Here is a 24,559-nt window from a genome sequence, read left to right as displayed (position 1 = left end):
CATTCCAGTGCAAGGTTTGGCGGGCCTGATTTTTAGAATGGCCTGATGCGCCATCCCTCTCCCAACTGCACCTACTTGGCGATTGCCGAAGTGCGTTTTCATGCGGTGCAACATCTGGCGCAGCACATCAACACCGTGCAAGCGGCGTTTCACCAGGCCAACCATGTGCAAGCCCAGGTGCTGAAAAACCAAGGGGTGCAGCTAGAGCAAATGGGCGAGCAGCAAATGCTGTTGCCCACGGTGCAAAACCACTTTGCGTTTGCCAATATAGACAACACGCGGCAATACATCCTGAACGAGCAGTGCCTGGTGTTCAAGATGACCGATTTTCAAGACATCGAGTCCTTCATCAGCTTGTTTCAAGAAGGTGTTTACATCATCAACAAGATGCTCAACATCGTCACCAGCCACCGCATGGGCATGCGTTTGTTAAAGCGCATCATCCCGCGCCCGGGCCTGCGCTTGCAAGATTATTTGCAAGTGGGTGATGCGCAGCTCTTGGGCCGCTTTGGTGGTTTGTCAGGCCACGGCCACACCGAATTGGCGCACCAATTCAACGAGATCCATTTGCTGCACCGTGTCAAGACCCATCCCGCCTCAGGCCTGGAACTGCCCCACGACATTCAAAGCAACGACATGGCGTTCAAGTCGCACATGATCACCCACCAAGGGCCGAGTATTTTTCTAGACAGCGATGCCTTCATCGAGCGTTACCAAGATTTGAGTTTGTCCACGGTGAAAGACAACCTGCAAAAAATCCACGCCATCTTGGGGCTGGCGTTTCAATCCTCGGTCAGTGACATGGCCTTGAGCGACATCGGGTTTCGCTAAGCCCGACCAAGCCATCTGCCCAAGCTGGTTCGGCCACTGGCCATTGCCCCGGGTGAGGTGGGCACGCGCACCGGCGCGGGGTTGGGCAAGCTGCCGGGCACTTGGAAGCTGGGCAGCCAAGAGGGCAGCAAAGTTTTCACCAAGAAGGCCACCGAGGATGCGCCTGTCAACACCTGGTAGGTGAGCGGGCTTTGAATGACTTCACGGATACCGGCGTAGATGCGCTCTTCAAAATCAAGCGTGATGTCGTCGATTTCCGTGCTGTTGGTTTCAAGTGTGGTGGGAGCGCTTGAAAACACATCGGGCAAGCCAGGTGCTGTAGGCGAAGGCAAGCTGAAATCTTGGTCCAACTCGTTAAAGCCAGCCACCAGTGATGACTCAACAAGATTCAAGTTTGGTGCCACGGCGGTGCTGCCTCGCACCGGCACTTTCAGTGACGCCTGAAGCAAATTCGGTGAACGCGTGTTGGCATTGTTGGTTTGGGTGTTCAGGCTGCCGAAGCTTTCGGACGCAGTAGCTGTCCCCTGGCTCAGGGTGTTTGAAGTTTGGGTGGCGCTGGACTGTGGATTGCTGCTTGCATTGGTTGTTGTATTCGTACTTGCATTGCTTGTTGCAGTGTTGCTGGTGGCTGAAGACACCTCAGACTTTGCATTGGAAGAGGATGGGTTGGCAGCGGGTTGCAGATTGGCGCGGCTGTCATTCAATCGCTGTGTGGTGACGTTGGCAGGCAGCTGGGTAAAGGCGGCCACAGCAACGGCTTGCGCCACCGGGGCTTTGACAGGCAATGCTGTCACGGTGTAATTGGCCAAGGCCGTGGTGAAGGCGGCCACCGCGTAATTGCCTGCATCCTCACCCGACAAGGTGTTCACCGCTTGTTTGTAGTCACCCACCTTGAGAAAACCGGGTGAACTGTAGTCGGGGCTGTCCAACGAAACACTGCCGATCACTTTGTCGGCCCCCAAGACACCCACCAACACGGCAGCACCGGGTTTGAAACTGCCGGTGACCGCACTGGCTGCCGCAACATCAGTCACGGTCAAGGATGCAGGCGTGATGAAGGCCGCCGTGGTTTGGCCCGTGCTCAAGCTGTAGTTGCTGGCTAATTCACCGTTCATGCCATCGCTCAGTGTCACGCTGTCCACCGTCACCAGATTGGCAGCCAACACATTTTTTGAATTGAAGGAGGCGGTTCCACTCACACCCACTTGTTCACCGCCCACCAAACCAGCAGTGATGCTCAAAGATGGGGTTGCTGTGGTGGTGCCGTCGTACACCTTGTTCGGTGTGGTCACGCTGGCGGTCAAGGCTGCGGGTGTGATGAACGCCGCCGTGGTTTGACCTGCGCTCAAGCTGTAGTTGCTGGCCAAGCCTGTGCCGTCTGCCAAGCTGATGCTGTCCACCGTCACCACATTGGCAGTCAACACGTCCTTCGAATTGAAGCTGGCGGTGCCGGTCACACCCAGTTGTTCACCAGCCACCAAACCAGCAGTGATGGCCAGTGTGGGGGCGGCGGAGGTGTTGCCGTCATACACCTTGTTCGGTGCGGTTGCGCTGGCGGTCAAGGGTGCGGGGGTGACAGTCGCCACACCGGTTTGACCCGCACTTAGGCTGTAATTGCTGGCCAATTCACCATGCACACCATCGCTCAGTGACACGCTGTCCACCACCAATTGGGTCGCCGTCAACACGTTCTTGCTGTTCAAGGTGGCTGCGGCTTGCACAGCCAAATGGCTGTCACTGCCCACCCATCCGCTCAACACCAAGCTGGGCGCTGCTTGCGTGCTGCCGTCGTACACCTTGGTGAAGGCGTTGACGCTGGCCGTCAAAGGCGCTGGGTTGATGTTGGCCGACACACCCGTGATGGCGGCCACGCTGTAGTTGCCTGCATCCGCCCCAGACAAACTCAGATTGGCAACCGTCACAGGCACGGCTGTGCCTGCATGGGCTGATGCAAACACCGCTGTCGGCACTCCCGACACCGTGACCTGATCTGCACCCAAGGGCTCAGCAACCGCAATGCCCGTCAAGCTGGCGGTGGTGGTGCCGTCATAGGTTTTGTCAAGCGCGGTCAAACCACTGAGGGTCAAGGAGGCAGGCGTGATGTCGCCGGTGACGTTGCTGGGTTGAATCAAAAGATAGTTGTCTTTGGCGGCACCCGCGATGCTGTCAGCGATGGTGACGGCTTTGCCGGTGCCTGCATCTTTGTCCGCGAAGCTGCAGCTTTGTGTCAGCACCAACACATCGGCCCCTTGCACACCCACCAAGGTGCCACCGCTCACACTGGCCGTGGTGGTGGCGTCATACACCTTGCTGGCCACGATGGTGTTGCTGACCGTGAGGTCGCGTTGGCTGATGCTGGCCGTCATGCCGATGCTGGTGGGCAGCACATAGTTGGCACCATCGCCGGTGGTGGTGTCGATGCTCAATCCGCTCAGCAACACCGTCTTGCCCACACCCACGTTCTTGTCATTGAACTGCCCGGCGGCTGTGCCGAGCAGTGTCACGCTGTCGGCACCCAAGGCGGCGACCACGGGTGCACCGGTCACGACAGCATCGGTGTCGGCGTTGTACACCTTGTCAGCCGCTGTCAAGCCCGAGAGGCCCAAGGTGGCCCGGCTGATGTTGGCCGTCACATAGGAGGGTTGGTTCACCGCATAGTTGGCCGCATCCAGGCCGCCCAAGGTGTTGGAGGCGACCACGGCTTTGTTCAAACCAGCATGTTTGTCGGCGAACTGGCCTGCTTGGTTCAGCGTCACCACATCGCCTGCCAACACCCCATTCAAGCTGCCACTGCTGAGGACCGCGCTGGTGTTGGCGTCATACACCTTGTTCGCGGCCACTTGCCCCGTCACACTCACCACCAAAGGCGTGATGTCGGCGGTGTGGCCGGTGAGCCCGGTGGCTGCATAGTTGCCTGCATCCGCGCCACCCAGAACAGCCGACACGGCTTTGCCGATGCCTGCATGTTTGTTGTCGAACAGGCCGGTGGTGGCGGTCACCACATCCCCACTGAACAAGCCTGTGAAGGACGCACCCGAGAAGGATGCAGCGGTGCTGCCGTCATACACCTTGTGGCCAGCCACCAGACCCGTGACCGACAAAGTGGCTGGGGTGATGTCGCCGTACACCCCATACAAACCTGTGACTTGGTAGTTGCCTGCATCTGCACCCGACAAGCTAAAGCCTGTCACATCAATGTACTTGTTGGTGCCCACGTTTTTGTCGGCAAAAAACCCTGTGGGTGTGCCGTTGAAGTTGACCTGCCCGCCACCCAAGGGCTTGGCCACCGCCACACCAGTGAGTGTGGCCACCGTGGTGCCGTCATAGACCTTGTTCGAAGCCGACAAACCTTCCACCGTCAAGATGGCGGGTGTGATGTCGCCGAGCAAACCCGTGGGCTGCGTGAGTTGGTAATTGGCGGCTTTGCTGCCGGTCAAGACATTGTTCGGTGTGATGGCAATGCCTGTGCCCACGTTGGCGCTGGCGAAGGTGCCTGCTTGCGTCAAGGCCACGTCATCGGTGTTGACCACCCCCGACAACAGCCCGCCGGTCATGCTGGCTGTGGTGGTGGCGTCATACACCTTGCTGGCACCTGTTTGGCCCGTGATGCTGATGTTTTTGGGTGTGATGTTGGCCGTGAGTCCAGTCGGTTGGCTGATGACGTAATTGCCCGCCGCTGTGCCGCTCAAGCTGTAGGACAAATTCACCGGGATGTTCACACCTGCATTGGCACTGGTGAACGAGCCTGCTGGGGTCAAGCTGATGTTGCTCGCATCCATGGCCAACACGCCTTGCACCTGGCCACTGGCCACCGAGGCCGTGGTACTGCCGTCATACACCTTGTCGTTCACAGCTGCATTGGCCACGCTGATCGACAGCGGGTTCACCGTGTGGTTGGCCGCCACAAAGCTGAACTGGTAGTTGTTGGGGTTGCCACTGGTCACACTGGCCGCACTGGGTGTGACGCTGAAACTGCCCGCTTGCGCCACGCCGGTTTTGTTGGCAGTTTGGGTGACACCACCCATGGCATCTGCACCGACCAAGGCGGTGTTTGAATAATTGGTTTGACCTGCCAACGCGGCATAGCTGGTGACACCATCGTAATCCGCAGTCAACGCGGTGTTGGTGATGGTGATGGTTTTGGGCGAGATCACCAAGTTGGCATTGGTGATGACCGGGTTGCTGTAGTTGGTCTGCGCCGAGCCGGACAAACTCACCACCATGTTGGAGGCATAGGTGCCTGCGTCCGTGCCCGTGGCCACACCCGACACGCTGATGAGTGCCGCATCAGCAGCCACCATGGCGCTGCTGGTGTAGCTGCCGGTGTAGGCGCTGCCTTTGTAGGGGTTGCCGGTCAAACTCGCTGTGGCTGTCACCGACAGCGTGATCGGATTCAAGCTGGCCGTGTTGGTGCTGGTGCTGTTCGGTGTGGCGTTGAACGAAGACGCCACTTCGTAGTTGTTGAAGTTGGCGTTGCCCGTGTTGGCGGTGATCGCCGTCACATACTTGTTGGCTGTGGCCACGTTCGCATCGTTCAAAGTCACGGCGGTCGGCACCATGGTCTCGCCATTTTTCAAACCCGTCACGGTGGTTGCGGTAGGCGTGATGCTGGTGGTGCCGCTGTAGGTGCCCGTGACAGACAAACCCAAAGACGCCTTGCTCACCGTCCAGGTGCTGGCCGCGCCACTCATGATGGTGTAGTTGCCCAAGGCGATGCCGCTGTTGTAGGTGAGGCTGTAAGACCCGGCGTTGGTGGTGCTGGAAATACTTTGAATCCCCACCGACGCGCCATTGCTGAACAGCTCCCACACCGGTGTGCCGGTGGCGGTGGGGCTGGTGATGGCACTGCCAAACGAATTGGTGATGGCATAGCTCAACACAGGCGTGTCGCCATAGACACTGGAACCCGACACCAAGCTGATGGTGGCCAAGGTGTTGTTCTGTCGCAAGAAGGGCAATTGGTTGTTGAAGTAACTCAGCGACTGCCAGACCGAGTTGGTGTCCCAACCACTGAAGTTGGACAGGGTTTGCATGTCGGTGGTGGACAACGCTGCAACACCTGCGGTGGCGACGAGTTTGCCGCCGACACCGCCCGACGTGGTGTTCAAGCCAGCGTTGTTGGTGCTGTTCCAGTAGTTGTTTTGCAAGCTGCTGCCCGTGGCCAATGCGCCGATCAAACCACCGCTGTTGACACTGCCACTGACACTGCCCATGGCGTAGTTGTTTTGCATGCCGCCCTTGGCAGCAGCATCAAACTTGCCCACCAAACCGCCGAGATAACTGCCTGTGCTGCCATTGACATGGCCGGTGGCAAAGTTGTTGCTGATTTGTACATAGCCCCCATTGCTCGGCAAGCTCACCTGCCCGACCAAGCCACCTGCCACACCACTTGCAGCCGTCTGTTGCACTGTACTGGTGGCATAGCTTTGTTCCACATTCGCCGAGCCTGCGCCTGCATTGATGACACCGACCAATCCACCCAAGGTTTTGGCGGCAATGACCGCGCCAGTGGCATAACTTTGGTTGATGTTGGCATTGCCACTGGCCCCACTGCTGACCAAACCCACCAAGCCACCGACATTGTTGCCCAGCGCTGAAGTGGAGGTCACGCTGCCCGTGGCATAGCTTTGCAAAATACGGGCGTCGCCATAGCCTTGGTTGTTGCCGACCAAACCGCCTACAGAATCGCCCCCCGAAGAAACAGTACCGGTGGCGTAGCTGTTGGAGATGTACGCGGAATTCGAGGACGTGGCAGACGTGTTGATGCCGATCAAGCCACCCGTACTGCTGCTGGAAGCATTGCTGACGTTGCCACTGGCGTAACTGTTGGTGACATTGCCACTGGAACTGGTCGCGGTATCGATCGAGTTGGTGCCCAGCAAACCACCCACACCACCCTGAGTGCCTGTCACGGACCCTGTGGCATAGCTGTTGGCAACACTGACCGTGCCCGAGTTCGAAGCTTGGTTCAAACCCACCAAGCCGCCCACATTGGTCGAGCCACTGACAGCACCGGTGGCGTAGCTGTTGCTGATGGCATGGTTGACGCCGCTGGCATTGGCGAAGTTTTGACCAATCAGGCCGCCTGTCCATTGCTGCCCTGCGGACACAGCACCAGTGGCGTAACTGCCTGTCACCGTCGAGCTGCTGCCAGCTGCGCCACTGCGGTTCAAACCCAAGAGCCCGCCCGTGCCTTTGGTCAGCGAAGAAGGATTGTTCCAAACGGTGCCGGTGGCGTAACTGTTCAGAATATTCGCCACGCCGTTGATGGAATTGACTTGGTTGAAACCAATCAGCCCGCCCATCCAAGAAAACGCTGCGGTGACGTTGCCGCTGGCATGGCTGCCGGTCACCGTGGCAATGCCACCGCTGGCATTGACCGTGTTGGAGCCAATCAAGCCGCCAAAATAATAATTGTTGCCGCCATTGGTGGTGTTGCCATTGACGTTGCCCGTGGCATAACTGTCTGTCACGGCCACCGTGCTGCTGGCGCCAGCGGCATTGTTGAATCCGATCAAACCACCAATCGAGTTGGGGCCGCTTGCATTCACATCCCCCGTGGCAAAACTGCTGGTCACCGTCGATGATGCACCCGTTCCCGTGGTGGTGTTTTGTCCAATCAAGCCACCAACAAAACTGCCTGTTCCCGTCACACTGGCTTTTGAAAAACTGTTCAAGATGTTGCTGGGGCTCGCGCTGTTGCTCGAGCCATTGCTGCCAATCAACCCGCCGATGTAGCCAACTCCGGAAACAACACCCGTCGAAAAACTGTTAGCTACCAAGCCCGAGTTGTTGCCCACCAAGCCACCCAGGTTGCTATTCAGCGCAGTGCCAGCGCTGTTGGTGACCGAATAAATAGAGGCATTGGCAAAACTGTTTTTGATCACCCCTGAGTTGGTGTTGACCAAACCGCCCGTGCCAGTGGCCGCGCTGCTGGCGGACATGTTGACACCGACATCGCGAATCAAGCCTGATGAATTGCTGAACAAACCAATGGCACCGGTGCCGGTGAGGTTGCCCACCGTGTGGCCCAAGCCTTCAAACTTGCCGGTGAACGTGCCAGTGATGGGCGACGCGGTGAAAGAACGGTCGAAGTTGTAGTTTTGGCCCAGTGCAAATTTACCGCTGGTGCTGTTGATGCCACCTGTGGCGTTGGTACTTGCCGCATAGGTGCTGGGGTTGCTGATGACGGTGTAACTGTCCACCGCGTTGTTGCCCAACTGGGTGGTGAACAAACCCGCACCCGTGCCCGCAAAGTTGATCGACCCGGTGAACTCTGTTTTGTTGGCACTGAAGCTGCCGAAGTTGTAGTCGCCGGTGCCCACGCTGGTGCCGTACACCAAGGCCACCGAACCACCAGTTGGCACATTGATGGCGCTGTGGATGTTGATGTTGTTGGCCGCAGACAGCGTGAGTTTGTTCGCCGAGGACCAACTCACCGTCTCGTTGATGTGGATGTCGCCACTGGTGCCACTGGCACCACTGCTGCTGAGGATGGTGACGTTGTTGGCGTTCAGGTTGGCACCCAAGGTGGCCCCCGAGATGTCGCTGCCTGCACCTGTGCCCACCGTGAAATCGGTCGGGTCGATCAACCAACTGCCGCCTGTGCCTTGGGGTGCGTGGGTGGCCACGCTGGTGTCCTCGCCAATGCTCACCTGCGAGCCCGAGGTTTCAATCTGACCGCCATCGCCACCCAATGCGCCACCTTGCGCACTCAAGCTGCCATTCACGTGCAGCACGCTGTCGAGGTTGTTCAAGCTGGCGATGATGTCGATGCGGCCACCTTGGCCTGCGCTGTTCTGCGCGGCATCGGCCGAGACGCTACCGGTGTGCTCAATGCGGTGGCTGGCTACCAAGCGCACCACACCACCATTGTTCACCAAGCCATTGGCTTGGATGCTGCCGCTGTTGTGGACCACGCCACCTTGAATCGCATTGGCCGCTTGCGCCGACAAAATCACCAAGCCGCCGGGGGCCATCACCGCCTGGCCATTCTCCACATAAGCCGCCACGGTGGCGGGTGACACCAAGATGTTGGTCAGCGTGTCATTGGCTTCAAATTGAAGGCGGTAGGTTTCTCCAGCGGCCAACACGATGCTGCCGCCCTTGGCCACCACCACACCGAGGTTGCGCACTTCAGGGGCCAACAAAGCGATGTAGCCGCCCAGCTTGGAATTCAACTGTCCGTGGTTGATGATGTGTCCAGCGGCACCGCTGCGGTTGAAGTGGTAATGGCCGTTCAAGAAATCGGCATCGCTGATGCTGTGCGTGGTGGCCAGCAAGCTGCCCACATCCACACTCGCGCCCGGCGCGAAATACACACCATTCGGGTTTTGCAAGAACACCGCGCCATTGGCTTTGATCTGCCCAAAAATCTGGCTCGGGTTGCTGTCTTGCACCCGGTTCAAAGTCACACTTTGAGCGCTGGGTTGTTCAAACTGCACCGTGGCTTGTGAACCCACATCGAAGCGCTGCCAATTCAGCACCGCTTTGTCGCTGCTTTGTTTCACCGTCAACACCGCACCCGACTGCGACACCTGGGCCGCGCCAGCGCTGACTTGTGCACCTATGGGCAACTGATTCAGTGCAGGTGCGGCCAAGGGCGCAGCATGCGACGCGAAAGAAAACCCCATGCAGATCAAGGCCGCGATCAAGGGCTTGATGAAGAAGTGTGCGAAACCTGCTGCAACTCGCGTCGTCGCTGGGTGCACGGTCACAGCTGCGCCATGCCCTTGGGCGGTTTCAGGCACCGCCATGCAAGTGGCGGTGGCCTGGTTCCAAATGACTTTGTAACAGTGGTTCATGCTGCCAGCGCTTAAAACTTCAAACTGGCACTGAGCCAAAACCGGTTCACCACCAAAGACCCGTCTTGGTCTTGCCCGCTGGCGGTGGGGTTGGGGTTGCTGCCCAAACGCCTGGCCACCATGGCTTTCAGATTGAGGCCCTGCGGGCTGACAAAACCATAGCCCAAGCCGTAACCCTTCAACGCGTAGTTGTTCAATGCATCCGTGCTGTTGGGTTTCACCTCCACTTGCCCGTGGTCGTAAAACGCAAACCAGCTGCTGTGGTTGCTGAATCTGTGGCGCAACTCGAGGTTCAGCAATTGACCCGAAGAGCCACCGCCCTCGCTGCTGGGATAAGCCCGCACACCGGTCATGCCGCCGAGGTAGAACTTTTCGGAAGCGTCCACATTCGTTTGGCTGGCTTGACCATTCAGCACAGCCACCAGCGACCAACGCGGTGTCAGTACTTGCGTGCGGTTGAAAGCGTATTTGAGTTTGTTGTAGCGGCCTGCCGTCACGCTACCTTCTTTTTTCAAAAGATCGCCGCTTGTGGCCATCAGCTGCCAGGTCGAGAATCCACCGCCTGCATCAGCATCAGCGATTTGGCCTTGCAAACCAGCACTCAGGGCGCGGGTGTCATAACGCGAGTCCACCACATCGTCACGCTTGTTCAGGTAGTTCTTCTGATCCCAGGCCAGCGATGCGTCCAGCTTGTAACGGTTGCGTCGGGCCAAGGGGTAGCTTGTCTCCAGACCCACACTGTCTGCGCGGCCGCTCAAGTGCAGGCTGCTGCTCACGCCCCCAGAGGCCGTGGTCAAACGGGCGCTGTAGTTCAAGCGGGATGCTTGCAGGCCCATGCTCCAGCCTGCTCGACCGATGGGCCAACGGTAGGCCGCACGCACATAATCACTGCCCTCAGAGGCCATGGCTTGGGCGCTGAGTTGGTCGCCCAGCTTCAAGGGGCTGTTCACCGTCAGGTTCAGCACCACACGCTCTGCACCAGTAGAACGTGCGCCAGCGTTGTCGATGGTGGTGTCGATGCTGGTGGCGGGCAAGTCTTGGGTCGTCACCAAAAAATCAGTGCGCCCCATCTGGGTCCCGGCCACCAATTGACCTTGAACTTGAATGCCTGCCAAATCAGACAGCACGGCCAGGGCGCGGTCGATGTTGTGGGCATTGAGTTTGGCACCTCGGGGTTGAAACGCCAAAATGGTTTCTTCAATCCGTTGGGCATGCACCCGTTTGGAACTTGGGCCGTCCATCACCACGCGTCCGAAGATGGCTTCATTGATCTCGATGGTGACCACACCATTCACGATGTCTTGCGTGGGCAGCTTGGTTTGCACCACATAACCCGCTGCACGGTAATGGTTGGCAATCAACATCGCAACAGCTTCCAATTGGGCCAAGTCCACCGACTGACCCACCAGCTGCGCGGCCAAGCCATTCAACACCGCATCCGTGTAAACACTGTTGCCTACCCATTTGAACTTGGACACCTTGAATCGGTCACCGCCACTGGTCTTGGTCTTGGGCATCGCAGGGGGCATGCTGTTGGGCAGCTTGAGGGGTTGGCTCACGCTGCGGTCTGTTGGCATGCTTTGCTGCAATTGCCCCGCATTGGGCAAGGTGTCAGCCCATGCCGTGGTGCTGCACAGAACACACAAGGCCCAACACAGCACGGCTGCGCTGAATGGGGTCTGTCGTCTTGCAAGGTGCAACGGCATGGCGGGTCTTGGAAGCTTGTCGGACTGGGTTTATAGCAATGGCTTGGACAAAAAGCTTTCGTTGGAATGCAAGGAATTTCAAAGCCAGCCCGTAAGATCTTTCCCCATGAACACATGGTTTTGGCGTCATGGATGGAGTCGTTGTCTGGGCATGGCAGCCTTGTGGGCAAGCACGACCCTGGTTTGTTTGGCCGCGAACATGGCTTCGCCACCGGTCCACTTCAAACAGTCTGTTTATGTCGATGAAAGTCAACAACTGGACATTCAAGCGGTGCAGCAAGCCGATTTCAAACCCTTGGACAACACCGAAAAATTGGACTTCTCTCACAGTGTGGTGTGGCTCAAGTTGGAAGAGGTTCAGCCCAGCGACAGCACCGTGGACTGTTATTTGAAATTTCTACCTGCCATGTTGACCGAGGCCACGGTCTATGTCCCTGACGAGTTCATGTCCAACGAGTGGCAGGTTCAAACCTACACGGCCAACGCCTTGGCTTTGCCCTTTCGCTTGGTGCCCAACCCGAACCACGGCGCGATCTACATGCGCTTGCGTTCCCCCATGGACTTTCGCATGAACTTGATGGTCGATGTGAAAGACAAAATTGATTTCGTGCAACGCCGCATGGACATGTTTGTCATCATGGTGACCACCATGACCTTGCTGGCCTTGGTATTGGCCTTGGTCCGGTTGGGGCTCAACTTCAACTGGCTCAGCGTGGGCATCGCATCGCTATCTATCTGCATTCCTGCAGCCTGGATCAGCGGCATGGGCATGCTGCCTTTTTTGACAGGCATTGATCAACAATTTTTCCACCGCGTCTTTCCGCTGGCCATGATCGGCGGCATGACCTCGTTTTTCTTCATTTGGATGGTGCTGGCCACCCAACTGTTCAAAGGTGGGCAATGGATCAGGTATTTGTGGATTTTTTCCGCCGCCTTGGCCCTGATTTGGTCAGGAGCCTTGTTTGACAGCACAGTGGCCATGATGCTGGCGGAAAAAGTCTACAGATACGGCCAATGGGTCTGTTTTGCGGTCTTGCTGATCCAAGCTTTTCAAGCCCGACATCAATTGAAATTGCGCTCTGAAATCGGCTTGTTTGTGTTGCTGCTGCTGTTCGTCTTGACCCCCTACCCGAGTGCTGCCAATTTGTTCAAGCCCTTTGTCAATCCGTTTGGCTTGGGCGACATGCACATGATCAGTTTGGTCATGCTGCTCAGAACCTCCTTGCCCTTGGCGGTGTTGGTGCTGACAGCTTGGACCTACGACCTGCTGGTGAGCCAGCGTGTGAAAAAAATCAACACGCAATTGGCCGTCACCCAAGATGCGCTGGACAAAGAATCATCGCGTTTGAAATTGCAAAAACAATTCATCGCCATGCTGACCCATGAATTGAAAAATCCCTTGATGGCCAGTGCCATGGCCTTGGGTTCAATTCGACAACGCTTGTTGGGCGATGAGCAGTCGCTGCAAAGGGTGAACGCCATCAGTTATTCCCTGGATGAAATTGACGGCATCATTGAACGCTGCTCGGAAATTGACAAGTACGAGCAAGGCTACATCCCCGTCACCATCGAGCCTGTGCCCTTGGGCGTCATCCTGAGTGTGGTGAAAAACGCGCAAACTTCGGAACGCATCTACAGCATCGTGCGCGGTTGTGATGAACACCAACTGGTGCAGACCGACATGCACTATGTCAAAGCCATTTTGAACAACCTGCTGAACAACGCGCTGAAATACGCCGTGCCAGAAACACTGGTGGAGTTCAAAGTCGAGGCCAAACAGACCGAGCAGCATTCGGAGATTGTGTTCACGGTGTCGAATGAAGTTCCCCCCGATGGTGCGCCCGACCCTGCGCAGGTGTTTCAGCGTTATTACCGCGCCGAATGGGCCAAACAACAATCGGGCGCGGGCTTGGGCTTGTGGTTGGCGCAGTCCATGGCTCATGCCCTGGGCACCGAGTTGCATTACACCCATGATCAGAACATGGTCACTTTTCACTTTGCAATCAAGGCCTGAACATGCAAGACGACCAAGACCTTGAAGCTGTTGACCTGACACCCCCACCCGTCTTGGGCTCGGTGCTGTTGGTGGAAGACAATTTGCGTGTCAGCGATGAACTGGCCTTGGTGTTGTCGGCTGCAGGCTATGCCACGCGATGCGCCTATGACGGCGACCACATGCGGTCCTTGTTGACCATCACCACCCCGGATGTGGTTATGTTGGACCTGAACCTGCCGAACGAAGATGGCATCAGTTTGTGCAAATGGTTGCGCGACTTGCACCCGTTCATGGGTATCGTGATGTTGACCGCCCGGGTGATGGGCAGTGAGCGCACCGAGGGCTACCAGGCCGGGGCTGATGTTTACCTGACCAAACCCACCCGGCCGGATGAAATCTTAGCGGTGATTCGCAACCTGATGCGCCGCCATGATCGACATGGTGCCAGTCCCTTGGCTGCCACGGCGGCCTGGACCGTGCACCAAAAAAGCATGTCCCTGAGTGCGCCTGATGCGGATGTGCTGAGCCTGACACCGAAGGAAACCATCGCCCTTATCACCTTGGCGCAAACCTCCACACATTGCACCTACGACGACTTGATCGACAAACTAGGGGCCGAAGCGCAACGCACCAGTTTCGACAAGGTGCGGCTGGAGGTCTTGATCAGTCGTTTGCGAGCCAAATTGTTCAAGTTCAAGGGGCAAGCCTTTGAAATCAAAACCGTGCACGGCGCGGGCTACCGTGTCTCAACGCCCTTGAAGGTCAAGGCAGGATGAAGGGCTGCTGGTCGGTGTTTAAATTGACACCAGTTTTCTGATGCCTTTGTCTTTCATTTCAGAACCCGGTCCTTGCGCAATCACTTCACCGCGCTCCATCACCACGTACTGATCGGCCAGTTCTTCGGCGAAGTCGTAGTACTGCTCGCACAACAAGATGGCCATGTCGCCACGCTTGGCCAGTTGTTGGATGACGCGGCCAATGTCTTTGATGATGCTGGGCTGAATGCCTTCGGTCGGTTCATCCAAAACCAACAACTTGGGCTTGCCAGCGAGTGCACGTGCAATGGCCAACTGCTGTTGTTGCCCACCTGACAAATCGCCACCCCGCCGCTGCCGCATTTGTTCCAGAATGGGAAACAAGGCGAACAACTCTTGCGGAATGTCCGCAGAACCGGGTTGGGTGGCCAAACCCATGCGCAGGTTGTCTTCAACAGTGAGTCGGTTGAAGATGTCGCGGCCTTGGGGCACATAGCCAATGCCGGCCCGTGCCCGCTCGTAGGGCGTGGCGTTGGTGATGGTGTGGCCTTCAAAGCTGATGTGACCTTGGCGCACCGGCACCAAGCCCATCAAGGCTTTCAACAAGGTGGTTTTGCCCACGCCGTTGCGACCCAACAAGACCGTGATTTGTCCAGCTTTCGCCGTCAAACTGATGTCTCGCAGGATGTGCGAGCCGCCGTAGTACTGGTGAATATGTTCCATGGCCAACATGATCAGCGCCCCAAATAAACGTCAATGACGCGTTCGTCTGCTTGCACCACATCCAAGCTGCCCTGAGCCAACACCGCGCCATCACACAAGACCGTGACGATGTCAGAAATTTGGCGAATGAAGGCCATGTCGTGCTCCACCACCATCAGGGAATGCTTGCCCTTCAAGCGCAAGAACAATTCGGCGGTGCGCTCGGTTTCTTGGTCGGTCATACCCGCCACGGGTTCATCCAGCAACAACAACTTCGGGTCTTGCATCAGCAACATGCCAATCTCCAACCATTGTTTTTGACCATGGCTCAGGTTGCCAGCTTGGCGTGTGAACGCGCCTTCTAAATGGATGGTGTGCAACACCTCGGCCAAGCGGTCGTTTTGCTCGCCGTTCAATTTGAAGAACATCGAGGCCGCCACACCTTTGTGGGTTTTCAAAGCCAATTCCAGGTTTTCAAACACGCTCAGGTGTTCAAACACCGTGGGTTTTTGAAACTTGCGACCAATGCCCATCTGGGCAATTTCCGGTTCGTTGTGGCGCAGCAAGTCGATGGTGCTGCCAAAGAACACCCGCCCCGAATCCGGTTTGGTTTTGCCGGTGATGATGTCCATCATGGTGGTCTTGCCCGCGCCATTGGGGCCAATGATGCAACGCAGCTCACCCACGCCAATGTCAAGCGACAAATTGTGGATGGCCTTGAAACCATCGAAGCTCACGTTCACATCTTCCAAATACAAAATGCGGCCGTGCGCGAGGTCCAATTCGCCTGGTGTGTGCAATCTTGAAAAGGCTGCATGGCGTCCACCCGAGGCCGGTGCTTGCACTTGTTTGAACTTGAAGTCTTCCAAGCGTTGGGCGTTGGCTTCCATCAAATCGGGGGTCATGATGCGGCTCCAGATTTTTGCCACTTGCTGCGGATGGTTTTCACCAAGCCCACCAAACCTTGCGGCATGTAGAGCGTGACCAGGATGAACAAGGCACCCAAGACATACAACCAGTACTCGGGGGCCACCACGGTCAACCAACTTTTGGCACCATTCACCATGAAGGCGCCCACAATCGGGCCAATCAGGCTGCCACGGCCACCCACAGCAGCCCAGATGGCAATCTCAATCGAATTGGCTGGGCTCATTTCACTGGGGTTGATGATGCCCACCTGCGGCACATACAAGGCCCCAGCCACGCCGCACATGACAGCTGAGATGACCCAAATGCTGAGTTTGTAGGGCAATGGGGAATAGCCTGAAAACATGACCCGGCTTTCGGCGTCGCGGATGGCTTGCAAAACGCGGCCGTATTTGCTTTGCACCAACCAACGCGCGGCCAAGAAAAATCCCAACAAACACAAAGCGCTCAATACAAACAAAACCATGCGCATGTGCGGTGTGGCCAAGGGCATGTCCAAAATGCGTTTGAAATCGGTGAAGCCGTTGTTGCCGCCAAAACCGGTTTCATTGCGGAAGAACAAGAGCATGAAGGCAAAGGTCATGGCCTGCGTGATGATGGAGAAATACACCCCTTTGATGCGCGAGCGAAACGCGAAGTAGCCAAACACCAAAGCCAACACACCGGGTGCCAACACCACCAACAACAAGGTGGCGACAAAGCTGTCGCTGAAGTACCAGTGCCAAGGCAGGGTTTTCCAATCGAGGAAGACCATGAAGTCGGGCAACTCGGACTTGTAATTGCCATCCAAACCAATTTGACGCATCAGGTACATGCCCATGGCATAGGCACCCAGCGCGAAAAACAAACCATGACCCAGTGACAAGATGCCGGTATAGCCCCAGATCAAATCCATGGCCAAGGCACAAATGGCGAAGCACATGATCTTGCCGATCAGGGACACGGCGAAATCACTCAAGTGCAAAGGATGATCGGCAGGCAGCACCAGATTCAGCACGGGCGCTAAAACCGTCAGCAACACCAACAAGACGGCGAAGACGGTCCATCCCTTTGAAGAGAGCAAACGCGGGGCAGCAGGCATTTCAAGTTTGTTCATCTCAGGCCTCCGCACTTCTGCCCTTCATCGCAAACAAACCTTGGGGTCGTTTTTGGATGAAGACAATGATGAACACCAAGACGGCAATTTTGGCCAGCACCGCGCCGGTCCAACCTTCGAGCAATTTATTCAAGACGCCCAAGCCCAGGGCCGCATAAACCGTACCGGCCAATTGGCCCACACCACCCAAGACCACCACCATGAAGGCGTCCACGATGTAGCCTTGGCCCAGATCGGGGCCGACGTTGCCAATTTGACTCAAAGCGCAACCAGCCAACCCCGCAATGCCCGAACCCAGCGCAAACGCATAGGTGTCGATACGCGCAGTGTTGACGCCCATGCATGACGCCATGGCGCGGTTTTGGGTGACGCCACGCACAAACAAACCCAAGCGCGTTTGGCTGATCAGCAAGGCCACAGCGGCCAACACCATCAAGGCAAACACCACAATCAAGACACGGTTCCAAGGCAGGCTCAAGTTGGCCAACACTTGAATACCGCCACTCATCCACGACGGGTTTTCCACCGCCACGTTTTGCGCCCCAAACACGCTGCGCACGGCTTGCATCAAGATCAAACTGATGCCCCAGGTGGCCAACAAAGTTTCCAAGGGTCGGCCATACAAATGGCGCAAGACCACACGCTCCATCACCACCCCCACCAAAGCAGCAGTCAAGAAGGCCATGGGAATCGCCAAGGCCAAGTAGTAATCGAACAAGCCCGGGGCATGGCTGCGCACCAAAGCCTGCACCACATAAGTGGCATAAGCCCCCACCATCATCAACTCGCCATGGGCCATGTTGATCACGCCCATCAAGCCATAGGTGATGGCCAAACCCAGCGCCACCAACAACAAAATAGAGCCCAAGCTGATGCCCGTGAACAAGGCCCCGAGTCGTTCACCCCAAGCCAACGTGGCTTTGATGTCGGCCAAGGAGGCCACGAGTTGGGCTTTGACTTGCGGGTCGGTTTCCACCGTCAGTTGTTGGTTCAACAACAGCTGGGTGTTGGGTGTTTTGCTTTCGGCCAATGCACGTGCCGCTTGCAAGCGTTTGGCGGCATCGGGGTTGGCAATGTCAATCGCGGCATTGGCCAAGCGCAACAGCTTGGCAATGGCTTCATTTTTTTCAGCGGCCAAGGCTTTTTCAAGCAAGGGCAATTTGCTGGCATCCGGTTCGGACACCAAGGCTTGCGCGGCTTTCATGCGCTGCGCGTCATCGGGACTGAGCAATTGCAAGGCGGCCAAGGCGGCATCCACCTCGCCGCGCATTCGGTTGTTGCTGATCACGCTTTCGGCGTTCTCGGGCATCTTCACTTCGGCGTTGGTCACGGGGTCGAGGGCTTGACCGTCACGCACCAGCACCACGCTCTCGCCCGCCACCATCACGGCGTCATCGGCCAAGGCTTGAAGGAATACAGCGGTTTGCGCATCGGCTTGGGCCAAGGCTTTTTGCAAGCCCGTGATACGGGCATCTGTTTCACCCAGCACCATCTCTTGCACTTGCGCCGTGGTCAGTGCTTGAACGGGACTCAGCCACAGCATCCAGCACAACGCACTTCCAACCCATCCAATCCGTTTCATACCTGCTCTTTGTCTCTGTTTCAAAAAACAGGGGAGTGACTTGACGCCCCTCCCCTGTGCATCTCGCTCAACAGCTGCGATTACTTCTTGACAGGTTCGTCAGGCTTTTTATCGTTCCCAACGATGTAAGGGCTCCAAGGCTTGGCTTTGACAGGGCCTGGTGTTTTCCAAACCACGTTGAACTGACCATCCGCTTTGATTTCGCCAATGAACACAGACTTGTGCAAGTGGTGGTTTTTCTCATCCATCTTGCTGGTGATGCCGCTTGGTGCTTTGAAAGTTTGACCGGCCATGGCAGCGATGACTTTGTCGACATCGGTGGTCTTGGCTTTTTCAACCGCCTGCTTCCACATGTGGATGCCGATGTAAGTGGCTTCCATCGGGTCGTTGGTCAAAGGCTTGTCTTTGTGACCTGCAATACCCTTGGCTTTGGCGTAGTCCGACCATTTTTTGATGAACGCATCGTTGGTCGGGTTCTTGATGGATTGGAAATAGTTCCATGCCGCCAAGTGACCGACCAAAGGCTTGGTGTCCACGCCGCGCAGTTCTTCTTCACCCACAGAGAAGGCCACCACAGGCACGTCTTTGGCTTTCAAACCCGCATTGCCCAACTCTTTGTAGAAAGGCACGTTGGAGTCACCGTTGATGGTGGAGACCACAGCGGTTTTGCCACCGGTGGAGAATTTCTTGATGTCGGCCACGATGGTTTGATAGTCGGAGTGACCGAAGGGTGTGTACTTCTCGTCGATGTCAGACTCTTTCACGCCTTTGCTGATCAGATAGGCACGCAAAATTTTGTTGGTGGTGCGGGGGTACACGTAGTCGGTGCCCAACAAGACCCAACGCTTGGCGCCACCGCCATCTTTGCTCATCAGGTAGTCCACCGCAGGAATGGCTTGTTGGTTGGGCGCAGCACCGGTGTAGAACACGTTTTTCGACAGCTCTTCGCCTTCGTACTGCACGGGGTAGAACAGCAAGCCGTTCATTTCTTCCACCACGGGCAACACGGATTTGCGTGACACGGAAGTCCAGCAACCGAAGATCACCGACACCTTGTCTTGACCCAACAGTTGTTTGGTTTTCTCTGCAAACAAAGGCCAGTTCGAGGCAGGATCAACCACCACGGGTTCGAGTTTCTTGCCCAACACGCCGCCCTTGGCGTTGATTTCATCGATGGCCATCAACACGGTGTCTTTCAACACGGTTTCAGAAATGGCCATGGTGCCAGACAAGCTGTGCAACACGCCCACTTTGATGGTGTCAGCCGCTTGGGCCACGGTCATGGACAAGGAACCACTGACGATGGCAGCTGCTGCGGCCAGTGCTTTGAGGTGATGACGACGATTCAACATGCAGTGAACTCCAAATGTTTTCGAGGGTTGAGAGGAACGCGCCTTGTGGGCTGCGCCTTCACTCTTTGCAAGCCTTGTGCCAGCCTCCGTAGAAACCCGCGTTCACTGGAGATGCGCGTTTTGGCGTCATGTGTTCAAGCTTGGATGCACCAGAAAAACACATCCTGTTTGGTGCAAGGCACCAATTGAAGGCACGTTCAAGGTGCAAATCAAGTGCAAAGTGAGGCACGCCAATTGCATGACAATTCAAATCTCTATAGACAACGCATTTGCACACGCCATGGAACTCACACCCCGCGAAAAAGACAAGCTGTTGATCTTCACCGCCGCCTTGCTGGCTGAACGGCGCCGGGCCCGTGGCTTGAAACTCAACTACCCCGAAGCCGTGGCCTTCATCAGTGCCGCTGTCATGGAAGGTGCACGTGATGGCAAAACCGTGGCGCAACTCATGAGCGAAGGCCGCAACATCCTCACCCGTGCCGATGTGATGGACGGCATTGCCGAGATGATTCCCGACATCCAGGTCGAAGCCACTTTTCCCGATGGCACCAAGCTGGTGACCGTGCACCAACCGATTGTTTAAGGAGCCCCAGATGCACAAACTTCTTTTTGGCCTGACCATGATGATCAACTTGAGTGCTTTCGCGCACGAAGGCCATGGCCTGTCAGGTTCGCACGGCCATGCCACCGATGCCTTGGGCTTTGTGGTGACGGCGCTGGTGGTGGTCGCCATGATCTGGGCGGGGCGCAAATGAGCATGACGCCCGGAGAACTTTTCACAGACGCTGGTCACCATGCTTTGAATGTGGGTCGTCGCACCCACACCTTGGTGGTGCGCAATGCGGGAGACCGGCCCATTCAAGTCGGCTCGCACTACCACTTCGCTGAAACCAACCATGGTTTGCAATTCGATCGGGTTGCGGCCCAAGGCATGCGCTTGAACATCGCCTCGGGCACGGCCGTTCGTTTTGAACCCGGTCAAGAGCGCACCGTGGAATTGGTGGACTATGCAGGCGACCGACAGATTTATGGCTTTCGTGGCGACGTGCAAGGTGCATTGAAAGGAGCCGCGTGATGGCCCAGATTGAAAAACGCGCTTATGCCGAGATGTACGGCCCCACGGTGGGTGACCGATTGCGCTTGGCCGACACCGACCTGATCATCGAGGTGGAAGAAGACCACACCTTGCGAGGTGGCAGCTATGGCGAGGAAGTGAAATTTGGCGGCGGCAAAACCATTCGAGACGGAATGGCGCAAAGCCAACGCACCCGCAATGGCCCCTTGGGCACCGGCGCACAAGCTGGTGGGGCGATGGACTGTGTCCTGACCAACGCGCTCATCGTGGACCACTGGGGGATTGTGAAAGCCGACATCGGCATCAAAAATTCACGCATCGCCGCGATTGGCAAAGCCGGTAATCCTGATACGCAACCGGGCGTGGACATCATCATCGGCCCCGGCACGGAAATCATTTCCTGTGAAGGCATGATCGTGACCGCAGGGGCCATTGACACGCACATCCATTTCATCGCACCCCAGCAAATTGAAGAAGCCTTGTGCAGCGGCGTCACCACCATGTTGGGCGGCGGCACAGGGCCAGCCACCGGCACTTTTGCCACCACCTGCACGCCCGGCCCTTGGAACATCGAGCGCATGTTGCAATCAGCAGACGCGTTCCCCATGAACCTGGGTTTTTTGGGCAAAGGCAACGCGGCTTTGCCCAATGCCTTGCATGAACAAATCAATGCGGGTGCGATTGGCCTGAAGTTGCACGAAGACTGGGGCACCACACCAGCAGCCATCGACAACTGTTTGAACGTGGCCGAGGACACCGACACGCAAGTGGCCATCCACACCGACACCTTGAACGAATCCGGCTTTGTGGAAGACACCGTGGCCGCGTTCAAGGGCCGCACCATCCACACCTTCCACACCGAAGGTGCGGGCGGTGGCCATGCGCCCGATATTTTGAAAGTGGTGGGCGAAGCCAATGTGCTGCCCTCTTCCACCAACCCGACACGGCCTTACACCATCAACACGCTGGACGAACACGTGGACATGCTGATGGTGTGCCACCACCTCGACCCGTCCATTGCCGAAGACTTGGCGTTTGCCGAAAGTCGCATCCGCAAAGAAACGATTGCAGCCGAAGACATCTTGCATGACATCGGGGCCATCAGCATGTTTTCCTCCGACTCGCAGGCCATGGGTCGTGTGGGCGAGGTGATCATGCGTTGCTGGCAAACCGCGCACAAGATGAAGCAACAACGTGGCCTCTTGCCCGGTGACACCGACCGGCATGACAACGCTCGCGTCAAGCGCTACATGGCCAAGCTGGCCATCAACCCGGCCATCGCCCACGGCATCAGCCACGAAGTGGGGAGCTTGGAAGTGGGCAAGTGGGCGGACATCGTGTTGTGGAAACCGGCCTTCTTTGGTGTCAAGCCCTTCATCATCATGAAAGGCGGCTTCATCGCCATGGCCGCCATGGGCGACCCGAATGCGTCCATCCCCACGCCCCAACCTGTGCACTACCGACCCATGTTTGGGTCCTATGGTGGCGCGTTGCACAAAGGCTCCCTTAGCTTTGTGTCGCAAGTGGCTTTGAGCGCCGACATTGGTGGTCGCTACGGTTTGCACAAAACGCTGAGCGCCGTGAAAAACATCCGAGGTGTGGGCAAACGCGACATGATTCACAACCATTTGACACCGCACATGGAGGTGGATGCGCAAACCTATGCGGTGCGTGCTGATGGCATGTTGCTCACCTGCGAGCCCGCCAGCAGCCTGCCGATGACCCAACGCTATTTCTTGTTCTGATTTTTAATTGGGGTCAGATTCCAATTAATAATTGGAATCTGACCCCAATTAAATCACCATGATCCATTTCTCCAAACTCGTTCGCCAAGGCCAAGGTCTGGCCAAACCCTTGCTCAATCGTGCCCACAGCGTCAGCTTGGATTGGGACGTGCGGCAAAAAAGCCGTTTCGAAACCACCGACAGCGGTGGCCGCAGCGTGGGCGTGTTTTTGCCGCGCGGCACCACAGTGCGCGGCGGTGATGTCTTGGTGGGCGCAGATGGCTCCTTGTTGCAAGTGCAAGCCGCACCGCAAGCGGTGTTGCGCATCACCTTCGATGCTGCTCACGGCACGCCGTTCGATTTGACCCGCGCCGCCTACCACTTGGGCAACCGCCATGTGCCCATCGAACTGCAAGCCGATCATTTGAAAATAGAACCCGACCATGTGTTGGCCGACATGCTGCGTGCCATGCATTTGAAGGTGGATGCAGTGAATGAATCCTTCGAGCCCGAAAGCGGTGCTTATGGTGACCACGGCGGTCATCACCATGGGCAAGATCACGCACATGACCATGGCACAACCCATAAGCATGATCACGGCCACGATCATGCGCATCAACATGACGACGGTCATGTGCACGGTCCGCACTGCAAGCACGACCACGGATGAGCAACACTGATTTGCTATGGCTGATGCAACTGGCCTCACCGGCCTTGCCAGTGGGCGGCTTCTCGTACTCGGAGTCTTTGGAGGCTGCGGTGGAGCATGGCTTGGTGAACGACGAAGCCAGTGCGCAAGCTTGGTTGTTGGACCAATTGCATTTGGTGCAAGCCCGCAGCGAATTGCCGGTGGTGGCGCAGGCCATGACCGCTTGGCAACAGCAGGATGTGCCCCGTTTGATGCAGCTTAATCAATGGGTGCTGCAAACCCGCGAAACCTTCGAGAACCGTTTGCAATCCGAGCAAATGGGTCGCTCCCTGCTGGACTGGTTGCGCAACCACACCGATGTCGATGAAGAACGTGTTCACACCTGCCAACAACTGCCGCCCACCTGGCCGATGGTGTTTGCCTTGGCACTCACCACGCGTGAAGTGCAGCCGCGTGATGGCTTGTTGACCAGCGCCTTTGCCTGGGCAGAAAACATGGTGCAAGCCGCCATCAAATCGGTGCCTTTGGGGCAACGCAGTGGGCAGCGCATCTTGGCTGCGCTGAGCGCCGACATGCCCGCAGCGGTGGACCACGCCCTTTCTTTGAACGACGAGCATCGTCAAGCCTTTAGCCCGCGCCTGGCCATTCTGTCGGCGCGTCACGAAACCCAATACTCACGACTGTTCAGATCATGACCACACCACTTCACCACATTCCTTTTCGCACCAAAAAACTGCCCCCCTTGCGTGTCGGCATCGGCGGGCCGGTTGGCTCTGGCAAAACCACCTTGCTGGAAATGCTGTGCAAAACCATGCGCGACGATTACGACCTGATCGCCATCACCAACGACATCTACACCAAGGAAGACCAGCGCTTGCTCACCGTCAGTGGTGCCTTGGCTGCTGAGCGCATCATGGGCGTGGAAACCGGCGGTTGTCCGCACACCGCCATCCGCGAAGACGCCTCCATCAACTTGGAAGCCATCGACCGCATGCTGGATAAATTTCCGAATGCCGATGTGGTGTTTGTCGAGAGTGGCGGCGACAACCTGGCGGCCACCTTCAGCCCCGAGTTGAGCGACCTGACCATCTATGTGATTGATGTCGCCGCTGGCGAAAAAATACCGCGCAAGGGTGGTCCGGGCATCACCAAAAGCGATTTGTTCATCATCAACAAAACCGACTTGGCCCCGCACGTGGGCGCCGACTTGGCCATCATGAAATCCGACACCGAGCGCATGCGGGCTGGTGCCCAAGGCGTCAAGCCGTTTGTGATGACGAATTTGAAAACCCTCAGCGGCTTGGCCGAGGTGGTGAAGTTCATAGAAACCAAGGGCATGCTGACCAGCGCAGCCCACTGA

The 24,559-nt window shown here is 57.0% G+C and carries 17 protein-coding genes; 10 read left to right on the top strand and 7 right to left on the bottom strand.

The annotated features are described in order from the left end of the window. Positions 1-45: 45 nt before the first annotated feature. On the top strand, positions 46-831 hold the full coding sequence (locus AC8GFP_RS06230) for a TIGR04255 family protein (RefSeq protein WP_506611325.1): 786 nt from the start codon (positions 46-48) through the stop codon (positions 829-831). Here AC8GFP_RS06230 and AC8GFP_RS06225 read toward each other — a convergent pair. After that, entirely contained in the window at positions 828-9,635 is an 8,808-nt protein-coding gene (locus AC8GFP_RS06225) for a YDG domain-containing protein (protein WP_506611323.1), read from the bottom strand. The two genes, AC8GFP_RS06230 and AC8GFP_RS06225, sit on opposite strands and share 4 nt — an antisense overlap. A gap of 11 nt (positions 9,636-9,646) precedes the next feature. Continuing rightward, positions 9,647-11,341, bottom strand: coding sequence for a ShlB/FhaC/HecB family hemolysin secretion/activation protein (locus AC8GFP_RS06220; RefSeq protein ID WP_506611321.1), 1,695 nt, complete (start codon positions 11,339-11,341; stop codon positions 9,647-9,649). Between the two features lie 151 nt (positions 11,342-11,492). Between AC8GFP_RS06220 and AC8GFP_RS06215 the strand changes: the two genes are divergently transcribed. After that, positions 11,493-13,355, top strand: coding sequence for an ATP-binding protein (locus AC8GFP_RS06215; RefSeq protein ID WP_506611319.1), 1,863 nt, complete (start codon positions 11,493-11,495; stop codon positions 13,353-13,355). Between the two features lie 2 nt (positions 13,356-13,357). Continuing rightward, positions 13,358-14,113 carry a response regulator transcription factor gene (locus AC8GFP_RS06210; RefSeq protein WP_506611317.1) on the top strand — a complete coding sequence of 252 codons (756 nt, stop codon included), beginning with the start codon at positions 13,358-13,360 and terminating at the stop codon, positions 14,111-14,113. A gap of 18 nt (positions 14,114-14,131) precedes the next feature. On the opposite strand, the gene urtE is transcribed toward AC8GFP_RS06210, so the two are convergent. The 5 genes from urtE to urtA form a co-directional block, all read right to left on the bottom strand. Further along, positions 14,132-14,824, bottom strand: a complete 693-nt coding sequence (urtE, locus tag AC8GFP_RS06205) for an urea ABC transporter ATP-binding subunit UrtE (protein WP_506611315.1) — start codon at positions 14,822-14,824, stop codon at positions 14,132-14,134. A 2-nt stretch (positions 14,825-14,826) separates the two neighbouring features. Next, entirely contained in the window at positions 14,827-15,699 is an 873-nt protein-coding gene (urtD, locus tag AC8GFP_RS06200; protein ID WP_506611313.1) for an urea ABC transporter ATP-binding protein UrtD, read from the bottom strand. After that, positions 15,696-16,817 carry an urea ABC transporter permease subunit UrtC gene (gene urtC, locus AC8GFP_RS06195; RefSeq protein ID WP_506611312.1) on the bottom strand — a complete coding sequence of 374 codons (1,122 nt, stop codon included), beginning with the start codon at positions 16,815-16,817 and terminating at the stop codon, positions 15,696-15,698. The genes urtD and urtC overlap by 4 nt, the downstream gene beginning before the upstream one ends. A gap of 1 nt (position 16,818) precedes the next feature. Continuing rightward, the gene (urtB, locus tag AC8GFP_RS06190) at positions 16,819-18,360 is read right to left on the bottom strand and encodes an urea ABC transporter permease subunit UrtB (protein WP_506611429.1); all 1,542 of its coding nucleotides are present in this window, start codon (positions 18,358-18,360) and stop codon (positions 16,819-16,821) included. A gap of 119 nt (positions 18,361-18,479) precedes the next feature. Beyond that, positions 18,480-19,748, bottom strand: a complete 1,269-nt coding sequence (urtA, locus tag AC8GFP_RS06185) for an urea ABC transporter substrate-binding protein (protein WP_506611427.1) — start codon at positions 19,746-19,748, stop codon at positions 18,480-18,482. A 283-nt stretch (positions 19,749-20,031) separates the two neighbouring features. Here urtA and AC8GFP_RS06180 point away from each other — a divergent pair, with 283 nt between their 5' ends. From AC8GFP_RS06180 to ureG, 7 genes are read left to right on the top strand one after another with little or no spacing between them, the layout of a single operon-like run. After that, entirely contained in the window at positions 20,032-20,334 is a 303-nt protein-coding gene (locus tag AC8GFP_RS06180; protein ID WP_506611425.1) for an urease subunit gamma, read from the top strand. 10 nt (positions 20,335-20,344) lie between these two features. Then, a complete protein-coding gene (locus tag AC8GFP_RS06175) occupies positions 20,345-20,506 on the top strand; it encodes a hypothetical protein (protein WP_506611310.1) in 162 nt (53 codons plus the stop codon). Positions 20,507-20,508: 2 nt separating this feature from the next. Further along, positions 20,509-20,826: an urease subunit beta gene (locus AC8GFP_RS06170; protein WP_506611423.1), complete on the top strand. Its 318-nt coding sequence runs from the start codon at positions 20,509-20,511 to the stop codon at positions 20,824-20,826. Further along, positions 20,826-22,571, top strand: a complete 1,746-nt coding sequence (ureC, locus tag AC8GFP_RS06165; protein ID WP_506611308.1) for an urease subunit alpha — start codon at positions 20,826-20,828, stop codon at positions 22,569-22,571. Before AC8GFP_RS06170 ends, ureC begins: the two co-directional genes overlap by 1 nt. 58 nt (positions 22,572-22,629) lie before the next feature. Next, positions 22,630-23,220 carry an urease accessory protein UreE gene (gene ureE, locus AC8GFP_RS06160; protein WP_506611306.1) on the top strand — a complete coding sequence of 197 codons (591 nt, stop codon included), beginning with the start codon at positions 22,630-22,632 and terminating at the stop codon, positions 23,218-23,220. After that, positions 23,217-23,894 (top strand): urease accessory protein UreF, encoded by a 678-nt coding sequence (locus tag AC8GFP_RS06155; RefSeq protein WP_506611304.1) that lies wholly within the window; start codon positions 23,217-23,219, stop codon positions 23,892-23,894. The genes ureE and AC8GFP_RS06155 overlap by 4 nt, the downstream gene beginning before the upstream one ends. Then, complete coding sequence (gene ureG / locus AC8GFP_RS06150; protein WP_506611302.1) at positions 23,891-24,559, top strand: urease accessory protein UreG; 669 nt, start codon at positions 23,891-23,893, stop codon at positions 24,557-24,559. Before AC8GFP_RS06155 ends, ureG begins: the two co-directional genes overlap by 4 nt.

It is taken from the genome of Limnohabitans simekii (SeqCode) (genome assembly GCF_965234735.1).
Lineage (GTDB): Bacteria > Pseudomonadota > Gammaproteobacteria > Burkholderiales > Burkholderiaceae_C > Limnohabitans > Limnohabitans simekii.
The sequence above is the reverse complement of the archived record's forward strand: the minus strand, read 5'-3'. Positions and strand labels throughout refer to the sequence as shown.

Coding starts and splice junctions, on each gene's coding strand:
- AC8GFP_RS06230 (WP_506611325.1), top strand. CDS start 46: ATGCGCCATCCCTCTCCCAACTGCACCTACTTGGCGATTGCCGAAGTG.
- AC8GFP_RS06225 (WP_506611323.1), bottom strand. CDS start 9,635: ATGAACCACTGTTACAAAGTCATTTGGAACCAGGCCACCGCCACTTGC.
- AC8GFP_RS06220 (WP_506611321.1), bottom strand. CDS start 11,341: ATGCCGTTGCACCTTGCAAGACGACAGACCCCATTCAGCGCAGCCGTG.
- AC8GFP_RS06215 (WP_506611319.1), top strand. CDS start 11,493: ATGGCAGCCTTGTGGGCAAGCACGACCCTGGTTTGTTTGGCCGCGAAC.
- AC8GFP_RS06210 (WP_506611317.1), top strand. CDS start 13,358: ATGCAAGACGACCAAGACCTTGAAGCTGTTGACCTGACACCCCCACCC.
- urtE (WP_506611315.1), bottom strand. CDS start 14,824: ATGTTGGCCATGGAACATATTCACCAGTACTACGGCGGCTCGCACATC.
- urtD (WP_506611313.1), bottom strand. CDS start 15,699: ATGACCCCCGATTTGATGGAAGCCAACGCCCAACGCTTGGAAGACTTC.
- urtC (WP_506611312.1), bottom strand. CDS start 16,817: ATGAACAAACTTGAAATGCCTGCTGCCCCGCGTTTGCTCTCTTCAAAG.
- urtB (WP_506611429.1), bottom strand. CDS start 18,360: ATGCTGTGGCTGAGTCCCGTTCAAGCACTGACCACGGCGCAAGTGCAA.
- AC8GFP_RS06180 (WP_506611425.1), top strand. CDS start 20,032: ATGGAACTCACACCCCGCGAAAAAGACAAGCTGTTGATCTTCACCGCC.
- AC8GFP_RS06175 (WP_506611310.1), top strand. CDS start 20,345: ATGCACAAACTTCTTTTTGGCCTGACCATGATGATCAACTTGAGTGCT.
- AC8GFP_RS06170 (WP_506611423.1), top strand. CDS start 20,509: ATGACGCCCGGAGAACTTTTCACAGACGCTGGTCACCATGCTTTGAAT.
- ureC (WP_506611308.1), top strand. CDS start 20,826: ATGGCCCAGATTGAAAAACGCGCTTATGCCGAGATGTACGGCCCCACG.
- ureE (WP_506611306.1), top strand. CDS start 22,630: ATGATCCATTTCTCCAAACTCGTTCGCCAAGGCCAAGGTCTGGCCAAA.
- AC8GFP_RS06155 (WP_506611304.1), top strand. CDS start 23,217: ATGAGCAACACTGATTTGCTATGGCTGATGCAACTGGCCTCACCGGCC.
- ureG (WP_506611302.1), top strand. CDS start 23,891: ATGACCACACCACTTCACCACATTCCTTTTCGCACCAAAAAACTGCCC.